This window comes from Streptomyces fuscigenes (assembly GCF_021556455.1).
GTDB lineage: Bacteria > Actinomycetota > Actinomycetes > Streptomycetales > Streptomycetaceae > Streptomyces > Streptomyces fuscigenes.
On the sequence record NZ_JAKGCV010000093.1, the window covers coordinates 1 to 15,888 of the forward strand.

Consider the following 15,888-nt stretch of genomic DNA (forward strand, 5'->3'; position numbering starts at 1 on the left):
GGGCGCTGGCCCGAGACGTTCGACGACGTGGCGGCCGCCCTCGACGCGATGCCCCGGCTGGCGGCCGCGGCGCTGCCGGGGGCCGACACGGGCCGCACGGTCCTCGCGGGGCACTCCGCGGGCGGCCAGCTCGCACTCTGGGCCGCCGCCCGGCACGTGCTGCCGCAGGGCGCGCCCTGGCGGCTCGCGGAGCCCGCGCCGCTGCGCGGTGTGGTGGCACTCGGTCCGCTCGCGGACCTCGGACTCGCGGCGCGGCTCGGGGTGTGCGAGGGCGCGGTGACGCAACTGCTCGGGACCGGCGAGGAGTTCAAGACCCGCAGCCAGCTCGTCGATCCGGCGCTGCTGCTGCCCACCGGCATCGCCACCACGGTGGTGCAGGGACGCGACGACACCACGGTGCCCTACGGGATCGCCGAGTCGTTCGTGGCGGCCGCGTCGCGGGCCGGCGAGACGGTGGGGCTCACGCTGCTGGAGGACGTCGGCCACTTCCCGCCGCTGGACCCGGCGGCGGACGCGTGCGCGGTGGTCGCGGAGGAGATCGCCCAGCTGGCCTGGTAGCGGCATCGCGGTGACGCCCGCGGGCGGCCCGGCCAAGCCGCTCGCGGCCTCCGCGGCGGCGCCGCCCGTACCCCGCGTAGTACCTGGGACGGACGCCGCAGGATCAGCATCGCGCCGGACGGCACACCGCCGCGCGCCCCCTACCGTTGCGGTGTGACCGAAACAGCCAGGAACACCGAAGGCGGAGCCGGGCCGGCCGACGGGCCCGAGATGCGCATGGCGCGCGACCTGATGAGCGGGCTGCGCGAGGACCTGCTCACCGGCGTCCTCACCTCCCGGCCGCTGCCGCCGATGCGCCTGGACGGGCCGATAGCCCGGCGCGTGCCGCGCCTGCTGCGCCCGTACGCGGCATGGACCCCGCACGCGGTCGTGCTCTTCGCGGCGCTGATCACCCTCGTGTTCGCGCTGGACACCTCGCGCTCCGTCCTCGCGCTGGTGCCCGCGGCGGCCGTCGTGCTCACCCTGCTGCGCCCGGTGCTGGCCTGGTGGGTGTCGCTGGCCGAGCTGGTGGTGCTCGGGCTGCTGGCCGGCCCCTCCTACGGGGGGCTGTCGATCGACGCGGGCGTCATGACCGCGCACGTCGTGGTCGTCACGGTGGTCGCGGCGCGCACCCGCCCGCGCACCGCGCTGTGGATGTGGCTGATCACCGCGGCGTACGGCCTGTTCGGGGACGTCTTCGGCGACTACGGGTCGGACGCGGGCCCGGTGCTCGTGCTGATGGCGGTGGCGCTGCTGGTGGTGGCCGTCGCGCAGACGCGGGCCTCGGCGCGGCACGAGGTGGCCGTGCAGCAGGGCGTGACGGCGGTCGAGCGGGACCGCCGCACCCTGCTGGAGGAGCGCACGACCATCGCCCGGGAACTGCACGACGTCGTCGCCCACCACATGTCCGTGGTGGCGATCCAGGCGGAGGCCGCCCCGTACCGGGTGGAGAACCCGCCGCCCGAGCTGGAGCAGGCCTTCGTCACGATCCGGGAGAACGCGGTCGCCGCGCTGCGGGAGCTGCGCCGCGTGCTCGGGGTCGTACGGGCGGAGGACTACCAGGCGCCGGACGCCCCGCAGCCGACGCTCGCCGAGCTGGAGGGGCTGATGGCCAACGTCCGCGACGCCGGGCTGACGGTGGACAAGACCGTCACCGGCGCGGTGCGGGCGCTGCCGCAGGGCGTCGAGCTGTCGGCGTACCGGATCGTGCAGGAGGCGCTGAGCAACGCGCTGCGGCACGCGCCGGGCTCCACGGCGAGCGTCGAGATCGGCTACGTCCTCGGGGGCCTCGGGCTGCGGGTCGTCAACACGCCGGCCCGCGGACTCGTGAAGCCGTCCCCCGGGGCGGGCCACGGGCTGACGGGCATGCGGGAGCGGGTCGCCATGCTGAGCGGCGAGATGACGGCCGGACCGACACCGGAGGGCGGCTACGAGGTGGCCGCGTTCCTCCCGGTGCCGGCGGCCGAGGACACGGCGGAGGCCGGGGCATGACGATCCGGGTGGTGATCGCGGACGACCAGATGATGGTCCGCGAGGGGTTCTCCGTCCTGCTGAACGCGATGCCGGACATCGAGGTGGTCGGCGAGGCCGTCGACGGGCGCGCGGCGGTGGCCCGCGTGGCCGAGCTGCGGCCCGACGTCGTGCTGATGGACATCCGCATGCCGGAGATGAACGGCATCGACGCGACGCGCGAGATCGTCGCCGCCGACACCGAAGCCAAGGTGCTGATCCTGACGACCTTCGATCTCGACGAGTACGTCTACCAGGCGCTGCGCGCGGGGGCGTCGGGCTTCCTGCTCAAGGACGCCTCCGCCCGGCAGCTCGCGGACGGCGTACGGGTGGTCGCGGCGGGCGAGGCACTGCTCGCGCCGACCGTCACGCGCCGGCTGATCACGGAGTTCTCCAAGCTCGCTGACACGCCCCGGGCGCCGACGTCGGCCCGCGTCGGGGAGCTGACCGAGCGCGAGACGGAAGTGCTCGTCCTGATCGCGCAGGGCCTGTCCAACGGCGAGATCGCGGAGCACCTGGTGGTCGCCGAGTCTACGATCAAGACGCACGTGAGCCGCATCCTGGTGAAGCTCGGCCTGCGCGACCGCACGCAGGCGGCGGTCTTCGCGTACGAGGCGCGGCTCGTCACTCCGGGGTAGGGGCGGCCCCGGGTGGCCTCCGGTCCCGGCGGTCCCGGCGGTCCCGGCGGTCCCGGCGGTCCCGGCGCCGGAGCCGCGGCGGGGGACGGGTTCGCGAGGAGCGCGGGGGCCTCCGGGGTGTTGTCGGGTCCCTGGTGCGGTGCCGGAGAGCGGTGGGGCGGGCCGACCTCCGGGTGAACGCCCCGGCAGGTGCCTGCGCGCGTGCGGCGGGAGCGTCGGGCTGGTGTCCGCCCGACAGGAGGGTGCACGATGACCGCCATGGCCGATCACAAGCCCCGGATGACCGTGGACGAGTTCGAGGAGCTCGCCGCGGCGCAGCCGGAGACCGTCGGGCTCGAACTCATCGGCGGACGGATCGGACAGACGAAGATGGCCGACGGGGACCACGGTGCGATCGTCATGTGGCTGCTGCGGCAGTGCATGCGGGCGCGTCCCGACCTCGACCTCGACACCATGCAGGGCCTGAAGATCGAGAAGTACCGGACGGGCCGCGCCCGTCCCGACGGCTCGCTCGCGCCGGTGGCCCACTTCGCGGGCCAGGGAGAATGGGCCGAGCCGGAGGGGGTCCTCATGACCCTCGAAGTGACCTCGTACGACGCCGACACCGGGGCACGGGACCGCGTGGAGAAACCCTCCGCGTACGCCGAAGCCGGTATCCCGGTGTACTTGCTGATCGATCGCGACGCCCGCATGACGACGGTCCACAGCGTGCCCGATCCCGTCAAGGGGGTGTACCGGCACCGTGACGTGGTCCCGTTCGGCGACCGGGTCGTCCTCCCCGAACCCGTCGGGTTCTCGTTCGCCACCGACATCTTCAAGGACTACGTCCGCTGACGCGTCGATCTGCGAAGGGCCTCGTCCGCCGACGCGCCGGCGCCGCCGCGTGGGCGGGCACAGAGCCGCCACCCGCGACGCGGGCCGCGACCCGGCTCAGGGAAGAGGGGCCGCGGCCTCGCCGACCGCATTCGTCCACACCCCGTGTCAAAGAGCGGCGTCCGCGGTGGGGCGCACGTTAGCCGCTGCCGCGGCGGAGGCGGTGCCGAGAAGCTGACGTGACAGTGACGTCCGCTCCCCGCGTTCCCGTCCCGCCCTCACCGCTCCGGCGGCAGCGTCAGGCTCCACGCCTCCGGGTGCAGGGTCCAGGTGCGGGTCCTGACCGGCCCGGCGACCCGGGTGTCGGCCCCGTAGCGGAAGTCCGCGCCGGAGATCGTCACCGACCCGGCCCGGGCGAGCAGCGGCTCGCGCGCGTCCGGGAGGCGTATCGCCACCTCCGCGCTCCCGTCGCCCGGCGAGCGGACCGTGACCTCCCGTACGGGGCGGTCGAGGTCGTTGAGCAGCTCGCCGTCGGCCTCCACCCGCAGGCGGTGCGTCTCGGCGGGCGCGCCCGGCGCCGGAACGGGCCGCACCAGGCCCCGCACCAGCGAGCGGCACGCCCGCCACACCGCCGGGCCCGCGGGGCGGGCCGCGTCGGCCGCCTCGGGCAGCGCCGGGACGTGCAGCCCGTCGAGCACCACGCCGTCGCTGTCGTCGACGAGCAGATCCAGATGGCGTTCCACGCCGTCCAGTACGGCCCGGGCCGCCGCGACCGCCCCCACGGGCACGCGCAGTGACCGTGCGAGCACGAGGTCGGCGGGAGCGCCGACCGGCACGAACGCCAGAACGCCCGTGCCGAGCTCCCGCTCGCGGTGCAGCAGCGCGACCGTGCGCAGCAGGGCCTGGTCGTCCCCCACCACGACGGGGCGTCTGTGGCCGCGCCGCGCCAGGGCGCGCGCGAACTCCTCCGGAGTGTCGGGGAGGCAGATCTTCGCCGGAGCGCCGGCACACAGCACGTCTTTCGCGATGCGCACGGACTCGCCGTCGCTTCTTCGCGCCAGCGGGTCGATGACCACCAGGAGCTGCCGTGGCTGCTGCCGTGTGCCGTGGGCGGCGATTTCCGGAGCCGACACCTCGGTCCTTCCTCGGGTAGCATCTTTGTGCAAGAGCCCCTTGCGCTATTGCGCCAGGGGCTTCGTCTATTCCGGGGCAACCGGTTCGACGGTTCGGGCTGTGCCGCACGCCGCCCCCAGACCTTGGACATGCCCCGCCCGGAAGGGGTGTACGCCTGTGCCCGCACTTGTGCTGCTCGGTGCTCAGTGGGGTGACGAGGGCAAGGGGAAGGCCACCGACCTGCTCGGCGGCTCCGTCGACTACGTCGTCCGCTATCAGGGCGGCAACAACGCCGGCCACACGGTCGTCGTCGGCGACCAGAAATACGCGCTGCATCTCCTGCCGTCCGGCATCCTGTCGCCGGACTGCGTGCCGGTGATCGGCAACGGCGTGGTGGTCGACCCGGCCGTCCTGCTCTCCGAGCTGAGCGGGCTCAACGAGCGCGGGATCGACACGTCGAAGCTCATGCTCAGCGGCAACGCCCACCTGATCACGTCGTACCACACGACGATGGACAAGGTGACGGAACGGTTCCTCGGCTCCCGCAAGATCGGCACGACCGGGCGGGGCATCGGTCCCGCGTACGCGGACAAGATCAACCGGGTCGGAATCCGCGTCCAGGACCTGTACGACGAGTCGATCCTCACGCAGAAGGTCGAGGCCGCGCTCGACTTCAAGAACCAGCTCCTCGCCAAGCTCTACAACCGCCGCGCCATAGAGGCCGGCCGCATCGTCGAGGAACTGCTGACCTACGCGGACCGCCTGAAGCCGTTCGTCGCCGACACGACGCTCGTCCTCAACAAGGCCGTCGACGAGGGCAAGGTCGTGCTCTTCGAGGGCGGCCAGGGCACGCTGCTCGACATCGACCACGGCACGTACCCGTTCGTCACCTCGTCCAACGCCACCGCGGGCGGTGCCTGCACCGGCTCCGGCGTCGGGCCGACGAAGATCGACCGGGTCATCGGCATCCTGAAGGCGTACACGACGCGCGTCGGCTCGGGCCCGTTCCCGACGGAGCTGTTCGACGACGACGGCGAGGCGCTGCGCCGCATCGGCGGCGAGCGCGGCGTCACCACGGGCCGCGACCGGCGCTGCGGCTGGTTCGACGCGGTCATCGCGCGCTACGCGACCCGCGTCAACGGCCTGACGGACTTCTTCCTCACCAAGCTCGACGTGCTCACCGGCTGGGAGCGGATCCCGGTGTGCGTGGCATACGAGATCGACGGTGAGCGCGTCGAGGAACTCCCCTACAGCCAGAGCGACTTCCACCACGCGAAGCCGATCTACGAGTACCTGCCGGGCTGGTCGGAGGACATCACGAAGGCCAAGACCTTCGCCGACCTGCCGAAGAACGCGCAGGGCTACGTGAAGGCGCTGGAGGAGATGTCGGGCGCCCCGATCTCCGCGATCGGCGTGGGCCCGGGCCGTACGGAGACGATCGAGATCAACTCGTTCATCTAGGGCCTTTCGTTTGGGTCAGGTTGGACCAGTGAGCGGGGCCCGGTGGTGTCCGTACGTACGCGTACGGCCCGCGGGGCCCCGCGGCGCGTCTCAGAGCCCGGGTCGACCGGTACGCCAGCCCAGGAAGGCGGACCAGGCTCCGGACGCGACGGTGAAGGAGCCCCGGCCCACGTCCTTGGAGTCCCGGACGTGGACGGCCTCCGGGCAGGTGGCGACCTCGACGCACTGGCCGCCCTCGCCGTCGCTGTGGCTGGACGTGCGCCAGGCGAGGGCCACCTCGACACACTGGCCACCGCTGTCACTGCTGTAACTGGACTTGGACCACCGCAGCCTGCTGGTCATCCGTCTTCTCCCGCCAGTCGTTCGATGAAGGAAAGCGAATCGGCCGGACTCAGCGCCTGTGCCCGGATCTTTGCATACCGCTGAGCATACGTGCGGACTTCCGAGATCTCCTTGACGAGCAGACTTTCACCCCCGAGTTCGAGGTAGACGAACCGGTCGCCCTCCAGCGTCTCGATCAGCGTCTGCGTCCCTCTTTCCGCGGGGCATTCGTCTCCGAGGCCCGCATCGAGCGGAAGCACCTGGATGGTCGCGTTCCGGAGGCCTGCCATTTCCGCGACGTGTTTCAACTGCTCGCGCATGATCTCCCTGCTGCCGATCTGGCGCCGCAGCGCGGATTCGTCGACGACCACCTCGATCAGTGCGGTGGGCTGCCGGGAGAAGAGGGCCTTCCTCGCCATTCGGCCCTCGATGAGCTCCTCCACCTGTTCGTCGGGCAGCGGAGGAAAGCCGCCCCTGAACAGTGCCTCCGCGTAGCGCTCGGTCTGGAGCAGGCCGTTGATGAGATGCGTCTCGTAGATGTACAGGGCCACGGACCGCTGCTCCAGCGGGGCGAAACCCATGAACTTGCGCGGATACCTGTCCAGCCGTACGAACTCCCGCGCCTCCTCGAAGATCCCGGACCCCTCGCCGAGAACGCGTTCCAGCGCCTCCAGCATCTGATCGCTCGCCGTTGCGAACCGGTCTCCATCGCGCTCACGGCGGAGCCGGTGAAACCCAGCCTGCTGCCCAGTTCCTCCTGGGACCACCCCTTCTGCCGGCGCAGGTTGCGCGCGATGCGGGCGACATAGCGGGTGGTCGTTCCCGCGGTTTCCTTGTTCTCGGAACGCGCCATTTCAGCCCTTCTCCTCGTCTCGACCGGCCTCAACCGGTCACTACCGGTCGGCCCGCGAATTCCAGCCGTGTGTGGGACGAAGGGTGCTGGTCAGCCGCGTTTGTACCGTGTGTTCCGAACGAGGGAAACGCTAGCCGGGAGGCGTTTCAATGGGGGCGTGAAACCAGATATCCGGGAATCAAACCCGTGGATTCCCGCAGTCGGTCATGCGCTGCGCAGGGCAGGCGTGCAATTCGACGCCGTGCGCGTGGACGGCGACGAGGGCAGGGAACTGGCGGTCATGATGGAGTCGTGCACGGGTGGTGATCCGGGGCCGGTGATCCAGCGGGCGACCGCGGCGCGCAGCACGTACTTCCTGCTGCCGGTGGACAGCACGCTCCGGCGCGTGTGGCCGGTCGGCGCGGCGCGGTACAACGCGAGCCCCTGGGGCCTCAGTTATGTCCCCGTGCCCGCGCTCGAAGGGCACACCTGGCCGCTGACGTGGTTCTGCGAACCGCTCGAACCGGGACGGTTCGTCCATCCGCTGCTGCTGCGGCACGCGGCGATGGCGGTGCTGGGTTGACTGCGCGCGGGCCCGGGGCCCGGGTGCCGCGTCCGGTTCAGGGCGCGGCCGTGCCCGTCGCCGGTGCGTGGCACGCCTCGTCGGCCGTGCCGTCGAGGATGTCCTCGTACACCGCCACCTTGTGGTTGATCAGGTCCATGCACTGCCGCAACTGGCGCATCTGCTCCGCCACCCGGCGCTGGTGGGAGCGGAGCAGCTCGACCCGCTCGGCCTCGTTCCCGGCGCCCTCGCGCGCGAACTCCGTGTACCTGCGCAGCTCGGGCAGCGGCATCCCGGACGCGCGCAGGATCACGCAGACGTCCAGCCAGTCCACGTCGTTCTCGGTGTACCGGCGACGCCCCGCGGAGTCGCGGGAGACGCCGTCCAGCAGGACGCCCTCCTGCTCGTAGAAGCGCAGCGTGTGGACGCTGAGCCCGGTCCGTGCGGCGACCTCGCCGATGCTCAGGTGCATGCACCGAGGATACGGGCGGCCGGGCCCTCGAAGCGGGGGTGCGCGGGCGGCGGCGCGGGACCGCGTGCCGCGCCCGCGCGCGAACGGGCTTGATCTCCAGTCGACTCGAACTCCTACTGTGCGCTGCGGGCGCCGGGAACGCGCCCGTTCACCAGGGGAGGACACCATGCGCTACCGCACGCTCGGCGGCACCGGCATCGAAGTGAGTGCGTACTGCCTCGGCACCATGATGTTCGGCGCGGTCGGCAATCCCGACCACGAGGACGCCGTCCGCATCATCCACGCCGCGCTGGACGCGGGCATCAACTTCGTGGACACGGCCGACATGTACTCGGCGGGGGAGTCCGAGGAGATCGTCGGCAAGGCGCTGCGCGGGGCGCGCCGGGACGACGTCGTGCTCGCGACGAAGTTCCACTTCCCGATGGGCGAGGGCCCCAACAGGGGCGGGAACTCCCGGCGGTGGATCGTGCGGGCCGTGGAGGACAGCCTGCGCCGGCTCGGCACGGACCGCATCGACCTGTACCAGGTGCACCGCCCCGACCCGGCGACAGACGTCGAGGAGACGCTCGCGGCCCTCGCCGACCTGGTGCGGCAGGGGAAGATCCTGAACTTCGGCTGCTCGACGTTCCCCGCCGAGGAGATCGTCGAGGCCCATCACGCGGCCGAGCGGCGCGGGCTGCCGCGCCCGCGGACCGAGCAGCCCCCGTACTCGATCCTCGCGCGCGGCGTGGAGTCGTCGGTGCTGCCGGTGTGCCGCCGGTACGGGATGGGCGTGCTGACGTGGGGGCCGCTCGCATCGGGGTTCCTCACGGGCCGCTACCGGGCCGGGCGGCCCGTCGACCTGGCGGTGGGGCGGGCGCGGCTCAACCCGGACCGGTTCGATCCCGCGCTGCGGCTGACGGAACGCAAACTGGAGGTCGTGGAGCGGCTCGTGGAGCTCGCGGACGAACTGGGCTGCACGCTGCCCGAGCTGGCGCTCGCCTTCCCCGCCGCGCATCCCGCGGTGACCTCGGTCATCATCGGGCCGCGCACGGCCGAGCAGTTGGAGAGCGCGCTCAAGGGCGCGGCTCTCGAACTGGACGACACCGTCCTGGACCGCATCGACGCGATCGTCCCGCCGGGCACGAACGTCTACCACCCGGACGGCGCGTGGCGGCCCCGGTCGCTGACGGAGGTGGCGCAGCGGCGCCGGCCGGCGGGGGAACGGGCGGTGGCGACGGCCTGAGGATCCGGGAGACCGGGCCGGGTCAGGCCGTCGGGGACGGCCGGCGTCGCACCCCCGCGGCGAGGATCAGGACCGTCGCGAGGGCGAACAGCCCGCCGGAGACCACGAGCGGACGGGTGGGCACGGCGCGCGAACGGGTCGCCTCCGCCCACGGGTGCAGCACCCCGAACGGGTCCCGGAAGAGCACGACGCGCTGCCCCGGCGCGAACTGCCCGTCGCAGTTCTGGCGAGGCGTCAGCGGCTCCTCGGTGCCGTCCGCGTCCCGCACGGAGCAGTGGGTGCCGGGCAGCACGGTCGCGGTCGCCACGTGCCCGAGCCGCTTCGCGTACAGCTCGTACGCGCTCGGGCCGGCGAAGAACGGGAGGGCGAAGACGCACGTCGCGGCGAGCGCCGCCGTGACGGCGCGGCCCCAGCGCAGCCCGACGATCACCGCGGTGCTGGCGACCACGACCAGCGTGACGGCTATCCCGACGTACAGCATCCCGAACGGGTACTGGCTCAGGAAGCCCGCCGCCACCGCGGCGGCCGGGACGAGGACGGCCCACATCAGGCTGTTGAAGATCCGGACGGGCGGGGCGGCGGTGTCCGGCGCGGGCCCGTCGACGGGGCCTCCGGGGGGCCGGTCACCGGGCGCTTCGGGGGCCCGGTCGACGGGAGAGGCGACCTCCGGGGCGGGCCGTCCGCGCCGCGTCGTGCGTCTCCCGTCCGCGGCGACGGCCGGGTCCGCGCCCGCCGGTGGCATGCCCGGCGCGGGCGGGTCGATCTGCTGCGTGCTCAACGTCGTGCCCCCTGGCCCGGAAACGAATGCCCAAGTACCCCCGCCCCGCACTCACGACGGTGCGGGGCCATACGGTTCCGGCGCACACATTAGCGAGTGGATCACTCGCTCCGGTTCACGGCGGCGGTCGCCCTCGCCCCGACCGTCAGCGCCACCGTCACTGGCGCTTGTACGTGAGGGCTTCCCCCGTGCCCGTCACGCGGCGCAGGCTGCCGTTGGGCTGGATGCTCAGCGTGGTGGCCGCGCCCGGTGTGCAGGACGACATGGGCTGCCCGACCGCCACCGAGGACGGGCCGATGCGCAGCGGACCCTTGTCACCGGTCGGAGTGGAGGCGAGGGAGGCCCTGAACTCGCAGTGGTAGCCGCCCTTCCCGCTCTTCGCGCCGTCCGCGGTCAGGGAGAGGACGGCGTCCCCGACCTTGCCCTGCCGGATCACCAGCGTGCGGGGGCTGAAGCCGTCCTTGGTCTGTATGCCGCCGCTCCACGTGCCGACGAAGTCCTGCGGGACGTCCCCCTTCGCCGAGGGGGAGGTGGACGGTGACGCGGAGTCCGAGTCCGACGGAGTCGTCGCGGCGGAGGGGGCCGAGCCCGAGCGGCCCCCCGTCCCGGCGGAACTCGGGCTCACGCTGCCCGCGGCCTTGCCGTCCTTGGAGCCGCCGCCGTTCATGACCCCGTAGACCGCGCCGCCCGCGCCCACCGCGACCACGAGCGCGACGGCGATCAGGGCGATCGTTCCGCGCCGGCTCCGCGGCGGCTCGTCGGCGTCGAGGTCGGGGTCGGGCCGCCGGTCGGGACCGAACCCGGAGTCGTACGAAGGGAAGCCGGGCCCGGTGGGCGGGGGCAGTACGCCGCCGGCGTCCTGCGGGGACGGCTGCTGGGGCGGGTAGCCGTAACCGGGCGCCGGTGCGGGCGCCGGGGACGGGTTGTGCTGGGGCGCTTGCGACGGGAGCTGCGCTTGGTAGGGCTGGGGCTGCTGGTACGGCTGGGGCGAGGGATATCCGTATCCCGATCCCGCCGAGTAACCCGATGCGGCCCCTGGTTGGGCCGGGCCCGACTCGGCCTGCGGATAACCGTACTGCTGCTGTGCCTGCTGCGTGTGTTGGGCCTGGTGTGTCTGCTGCGTGTGTTGTGTCTGCTGTGCTTGGTGGGGCTGCTGCGTTCCGTACTGCTGCTGGGGCTGCTGGGCCTGGGGGTGTTGGGTCCACCCCTGGGCCTCGGCCCCGCCGTACTGCTGCTGTTCGGGCTGCTGGTACGGGTGGTACGCGTAGGGCTGCTGCGGTGACACCTCCGGCTGCGGCTGGGAGTAGCCGTACGCGGGCAGTACGGACGTCTCCTGCGCATCGGGAGCCGCTGCGCCCGCCGACGGTGCGCCGGGCTGGGACTGCGGGCCGAGCGGGGGCCAGGGGGCGCCGGTCCCCTGGTGGAACTGCTCCGCACCCGACGGCGGCTGGGCCTGGGACTGGTCCTGCGCCTGTGGTTGTGCGTGCGGCTGCTGCGGTTGGGCGTGTGCCTGTGCGTGGGGCTGTTGTTCCGGGGACGGTTGCTGGTGCGGCTGGTGGGGCTGGTACTGCTGGTGTTCCTGCGGCGTCGGCGAGGAGAAGCCGGGAAGCGGGGAGGCCGCCTGCGGGCTCGCGGCCGTGATCGGCCGCAGCCGTTGTGTCGACGGTCCCGGGCCGGCTCCCGGATGCGACGGATCCCCCGCCGTCGCGGCGCCCGGCTCCGTGCCCGTCGCGCCGGTCACCGGCCTGAGCCGCGTGGTGGCCGGACCGGAGCCCGGAGGCGGTACCTGCGTCTGCCCGTGTGCCGCACCTGCCGGATCCGTCGCTGCCTCAGCGGCGGGTGCCGCGGGCGGTCCCGGTGTGCCGGAGGCGTCGGGCGCGCCGGGCAACGGGCCCTGGGTGGGGGTCGCCGGACGGGTGGTCGAGATGGAGGAGGCGACGGGCGTCCCGGGCGGGACGGGTGCCCCCGGAAGGGAGGCGGGCGGGGCGGCTTCGTTCACCGTCGCCGCGTTCCCGGCCGCTGCCACTGCCGCTGCCGCGGCGGCGCCCGGGCCGGCGATGGCCGTGTCGCCGGCGGCCGACCAGCCGTCTGTGCCGACCGCGCCGACCGCGCTGTCCGTGCCGTCCCCGCCCTTCCCGTCCCTGCCCGCGGTCCCGGCCCCGGGGTTCGCTCCGGCAGCGGTGCCGGCGGTCCCGGCCGTGCTGCCCGCGTCGGCCTCCGGGGCGCCCGCCGCGGCCGCGGACCGGGCCGACGACAGCCGGACCGTGTGCTGCCCGACGTCGGCCAGTACGCCGCCCGGGAGCCACGCGCCGTCTGTGGCATCGGGCGCGCCGACCCGGTCCAGGATCGCGTTCGTCGAGGGGCGCTCGGCCGGATTCTTGCGCAGGCACTCCCGTACGAGCTGGGCGAGGCCGGGGGTCAGGCCCGTCGTGTCGGGCTCCTCCTGCGTGATGCGCAACTGGAGGGCGTGCGGGCTGCTGTCGGTGGCGCCGAAGGGGAGGCGCCCCGTCGTCGCGTACGTGAGGACGGACCCGAGGCTGAAGATGTCGCCCGCGGGTGTCGCCGTCTCGCCGCGGACCTGCTCCGGCGACATGAAGCCCGGCGAGCCGGTGAGGGCGCCCGTCAGCCGCTGCCCGCCCTGGGTGGCCGCGTCCAGCGCGCGGGCGATGCCGAAGTCGGCCACGCGCGGGCCCTGTTCGGTGATGAGGATGTTGGACGGCTTGAGGTCGCGGTGGACGACGCCCGCCGCGTGGATGTCGCGCAGGGCGTGCGCCAGGCCGGAGGCGAGTACGCGCACGGAACGAGGGGGCAGCGGACCGGGGCGCGTGCCGGCCCGGTCCGCGCCGCCGCCGCGGCCGTCGCCGGACACGAGCGTCAGGAGGGTCGGGCCCGCGATGTACTCCGAGGCCACCCACGGCTCGTCGGCGTCCAGGTCGGCGTCCACGACCCGCACGGTCCACGCGCCGGCGACCCGCCGGGCCGCCGCCACCTCCTGCCGCAGGCTCTCGCGGAAGGCGGCCTGATCGGCCAGTTCCCTGCGGATCAGGCGGACCGCGGCCGTGTGGCCGTCGCCCGAGCGGGCCAGGAAGACCTGGCCGAGTCCGCCGGAGCCGAGCCGCGCCAGCGGCCGGTACGGACCGATGTTGCGCGGGTCCCCTGCTGCGAGCTTGTCCATGACCGAGCGGTCCCTCCCCGTACCCGATGACGTGTCCCGTGCGACGCGGGGCACGGGCCCCTGTCCTGCAGGAGACTGCCATGCCTACCAAATCCCGGGCTCGGCGGGGGAAGTGTGGCGGAGAGGTGAAACCTTTCCGCCGGTCGGACGGTACCCTCGCGCCGCCCCGGGGGCACGAGCCGGCCCGCACGGCCGGCAGCCCTCGGGGGAGCATCGGGCCCGCCCCGCCCGGGCAGCGCCCCGGGGGAGTGGGCGACCCCGCTCGGGCAGCGTCCCTGGGGAGCGCGCGGCCCCGCCCGCGACACCCTGCCCAGGAAAGTGGTCCACTCCATACAAGGTGGCGATACCGGACGGGCCCCGCGCCTCCCTACCCTGGCGCCATGACCCCTGTGACCCCTCATGCCGCACCGGACCCGCAGGCCGGAGCCGCCGTCAAGGCGGCGGACCGCGCGCACGTCTTCCACTCCTGGTCCGCGCAGGAACTGATCGACCCGCTCGCCGTCGCCGGCGCCGAGGGCTCGTACTTCTGGGACTACGACGGCAACCGCTACCTCGACTTCGCCAGCGGTCTCGTCTTCACGAACATCGGCTACCAGCACCCGAAGGTCGTCGCGGCGATCCAGGAGCAGGCGGGCAGGCTCACGACGTTCGCGCCCGCCTTCGCGCTGGAGGCGCGGTCCGAGGCGGCCCGCCTGATCGCCGAGCGCACGCCGGGCGACCTCGACAAGATCTTCTTCACGAACGGGGGAGCCGAGGCGGTCGAGAACGCGATCCGGATGGCGCGGGTCCACACGGGCCGTCCGAAGGTGCTGTCCGCGTACCGCTCGTACCACGGCTCGACGACCACCGCGATCAACCTGACCGGCGACCCGCGCCGCTGGGCCAACGACAGCGGGGCCGCCGGGGTCGTGCACTTCTGGGCGCCGTTCCTCTACCGCTCCCCGTTCTACGCGTCGAACGAGGAGGAGGAGTGCGCCCGCGCGCTCGAACACCTCGAGTCGACGATCCGCTACGAGGGCCCCGCCACGATCGCGGCGATCATCCTGGAGACCGTCCCCGGCACGGCCGGGATCATGACGCCGCCGCCCGGTTACCTCACGGGCGTGCGCGAGATCTGCGACCGGTACGGGATCGTGTTCGTCGCGGACGAGGTGATGGCCGGATTCGGCCGTACGGGGAAGTGGTTCGCGACGGAGCACTTCGACGTCGTGCCCGACCTGCTGACCTTCGCCAAGGGCGTGAACTCCGGATACGTGCCGCTGGGCGGTGTCGCCATCTCCGGCGCGATCGCGGAGACCTTCGCGCGGCGGCCGTTCCCCGGCGGGCTGACGTACTCCGGGCACCCGCTGGCGTGCGCGGCGGCCGTCGCGACCATCCGGGTGATGGACGAGGAGAAGGTCGTGGAGCACGCCGCGGAGCTCGGCGGGAGCATCCTCGGCCCGGGCCTGCGCGAGCTCGCCGAGCGGCACCCCTCGATCGGCGAGGTGCGCGGCATGGGCGCGTTCTGGGCCCTGGAACTCGTACGGGACCGGGAGACGCGCGAGCCGCTCGTGCCGTACAACGCGGCGGGCGAGGCGAACGCGCCGATGGCCGCCTTCGCCGCGGCCTGCAAGAAGAACGGCCTGTGGCCCTTCGTCAACATGAACCGCACCCACGCCGTCCCGCCCTGCACCATCTCCGAGGCGGAGGCCAAGGAGGGCCTGGCGGCCCTGGACGCCGCCCTGGCGATCGCCGACGAGCACACGGTCTGACGGCGACCGCGTCCGCCGCCGGGGCGGCGACCGGCCGGCACGGGCTCGGCGAGTGACGGAAAGTGACACCGCGCGGTGGCCGGTTCTCGGCCATCGCGTCCGTCCTCGCCCCGGCGTCGCGCCGTCCCCGCCCCTCCCCGGCCGGGCCCCTGCGGTTCTCGTCCGGTCCTCTCCGGTTCCCGTCCGGTCCCCTTCGGTGCGGCCCCGCCAGAGGCTTTACTGTGACGGGAGCCTTTTCCGCGAGGCGGCCGCAGGGGCCGCCGGGGCGCGGAGTGACCGGACGAGGGGACGCACACCGACCATGCCCGACGGCGCGACCGTGACCCGGCACACGTTGCGGCAGCAGATCGCGGACGCGCTCCGTGACGAGATCCTCGCGGGCAGGCTGCTGCCGGGGCGCGAGTTCACCGTCCGGACGATCGCCGAGCAGTACGGCGTCTCGGCCACCCCGGTGCGCGAGGCGCTGGTGGACCTCGCGGCGCAGGGGCTCCTCGACTCCGACCAGCACAAGGGCTTCCGCGTGCACGCCTTCTCGCTCGCGGACTTCCGCGGCATGGTCGAGGCGCGGTCCCTCCTGGAGGACGGCGTCTTCCGCAAGCTGGAGCAGACGCTGCCCGCGTCCGGCGACTGCGCGGCGACGGGCAGGCCCGCCCCCGACGCCCACGCGGCCACCGCGGCGCCCGCGGCCGACCGCCGGCCCG

Annotated in this window: 15 protein-coding genes and 1 pseudogene; 9 read left to right on the forward strand and 7 right to left on the reverse strand. The window is 73.5% G+C overall.

Going from position 1 to position 15,888, the window contains the following annotated elements; all coding sequences use genetic code 11:
• From L1885_RS11030 to L1885_RS11045, 4 genes are all read left to right on the forward strand, one after another.
• The coding region (locus tag L1885_RS11030; RefSeq protein WP_235796873.1) for an alpha/beta hydrolase family protein at positions 1-558 on the forward strand (558 nt) is incomplete at its 5' end.
• 153 nt (positions 559-711) lie between these two features.
• Positions 712-2,028 carry a sensor histidine kinase gene (locus L1885_RS11035; protein WP_372481915.1) on the forward strand — a complete coding sequence of 439 codons (1,317 nt, stop codon included), beginning with the start codon at positions 712-714 and terminating at the stop codon, positions 2,026-2,028.
• Positions 2,025-2,684, forward strand: coding sequence for a response regulator (locus L1885_RS11040; protein WP_235796874.1), 660 nt, complete (start codon positions 2,025-2,027; stop codon positions 2,682-2,684). The genes L1885_RS11035 and L1885_RS11040 overlap by 4 nt, the downstream gene beginning before the upstream one ends.
• A gap of 249 nt (positions 2,685-2,933) precedes the next feature.
• The gene (locus L1885_RS11045; protein WP_235796875.1) at positions 2,934-3,518 is read left to right on the forward strand and encodes a Uma2 family endonuclease; all 585 of its coding nucleotides are present in this window, start codon (positions 2,934-2,936) and stop codon (positions 3,516-3,518) included.
• A 257-nt stretch (positions 3,519-3,775) separates the two neighbouring features.
• Here L1885_RS11045 and L1885_RS11050 read toward each other — a convergent pair whose 3' ends face one another.
• Positions 3,776-4,630 carry a diacylglycerol kinase gene (locus L1885_RS11050; protein WP_235796876.1) on the reverse strand — a complete coding sequence of 285 codons (855 nt, stop codon included), beginning with the start codon at positions 4,628-4,630 and terminating at the stop codon, positions 3,776-3,778.
• Between the two features lie 157 nt (positions 4,631-4,787).
• Here L1885_RS11050 and L1885_RS11055 point away from each other — a divergent pair, with 157 nt between their 5' ends.
• Complete coding sequence (locus tag L1885_RS11055; RefSeq protein ID WP_235796877.1) at positions 4,788-6,071, forward strand: adenylosuccinate synthase; 1,284 nt, start codon at positions 4,788-4,790, stop codon at positions 6,069-6,071.
• Between the two features lie 90 nt (positions 6,072-6,161).
• Here L1885_RS11055 and L1885_RS11060 read toward each other — a convergent pair whose 3' ends face one another.
• The 3 genes and pseudogenes from L1885_RS11060 to L1885_RS29140 form a co-directional block, all read right to left on the reverse strand.
• Positions 6,162-6,413 (reverse strand): DUF397 domain-containing protein, encoded by a 252-nt coding sequence (locus L1885_RS11060; protein WP_235796878.1) that lies wholly within the window; start codon positions 6,411-6,413, stop codon positions 6,162-6,164.
• Positions 6,410-7,069 (reverse strand): DUF5753 domain-containing protein, encoded by a 660-nt coding sequence (locus tag L1885_RS11065; protein ID WP_308117306.1) that lies wholly within the window; start codon positions 7,067-7,069, stop codon positions 6,410-6,412. Before L1885_RS11065 ends, L1885_RS11060 begins: the two co-directional genes overlap by 4 nt.
• A gap of 59 nt (positions 7,070-7,128) precedes the next feature.
• A pseudogene (locus L1885_RS29140) lies at positions 7,129-7,245 on the reverse strand (transcriptional regulator); the annotation flags it as partial.
• A 226-nt stretch (positions 7,246-7,471) separates the two neighbouring features.
• Here L1885_RS29140 and L1885_RS11070 point away from each other — a divergent pair.
• Entirely contained in the window at positions 7,472-7,807 is a 336-nt protein-coding gene (locus L1885_RS11070) for a hypothetical protein (RefSeq protein WP_235796879.1), read from the forward strand.
• Between the two features lie 37 nt (positions 7,808-7,844).
• Here L1885_RS11070 and L1885_RS11075 read toward each other — a convergent pair whose 3' ends face one another.
• Positions 7,845-8,258 (reverse strand): MerR family transcriptional regulator, encoded by a 414-nt coding sequence (locus L1885_RS11075; protein WP_235796880.1) that lies wholly within the window; start codon positions 8,256-8,258, stop codon positions 7,845-7,847.
• A gap of 166 nt (positions 8,259-8,424) precedes the next feature.
• On the opposite strand from L1885_RS11075, the gene L1885_RS11080 reads away from it, so the two are divergent.
• Positions 8,425-9,483, forward strand: coding sequence for an aldo/keto reductase (locus L1885_RS11080; protein ID WP_235796881.1), 1,059 nt, complete (start codon positions 8,425-8,427; stop codon positions 9,481-9,483).
• A gap of 22 nt (positions 9,484-9,505) precedes the next feature.
• Here L1885_RS11080 and L1885_RS11085 read toward each other — a convergent pair whose 3' ends face one another.
• A complete protein-coding gene (locus L1885_RS11085) occupies positions 9,506-10,261 on the reverse strand; it encodes a hypothetical protein (protein ID WP_235796882.1) in 756 nt (251 codons plus the stop codon).
• A 157-nt stretch (positions 10,262-10,418) separates the two neighbouring features.
• Positions 10,419-13,436 carry a serine/threonine-protein kinase gene (locus L1885_RS11090; protein ID WP_235796883.1) on the reverse strand — a complete coding sequence of 1,006 codons (3,018 nt, stop codon included), beginning with the start codon at positions 13,434-13,436 and terminating at the stop codon, positions 10,419-10,421.
• A gap of 380 nt (positions 13,437-13,816) precedes the next feature.
• On the opposite strand from L1885_RS11090, the gene L1885_RS11095 reads away from it, so the two are divergent.
• Together L1885_RS11095 and L1885_RS11100 are read left to right on the forward strand one after the other, a co-directional pair.
• On the forward strand, positions 13,817-15,187 hold the full coding sequence (locus tag L1885_RS11095; protein WP_235796884.1) for an aspartate aminotransferase family protein: 1,371 nt from the start codon (positions 13,817-13,819) through the stop codon (positions 15,185-15,187).
• Between the two features lie 301 nt (positions 15,188-15,488).
• On the forward strand, positions 15,489-15,888 hold a 400-nt coding region (locus L1885_RS11100), incomplete at its 3' end, for a GntR family transcriptional regulator (protein WP_235796885.1).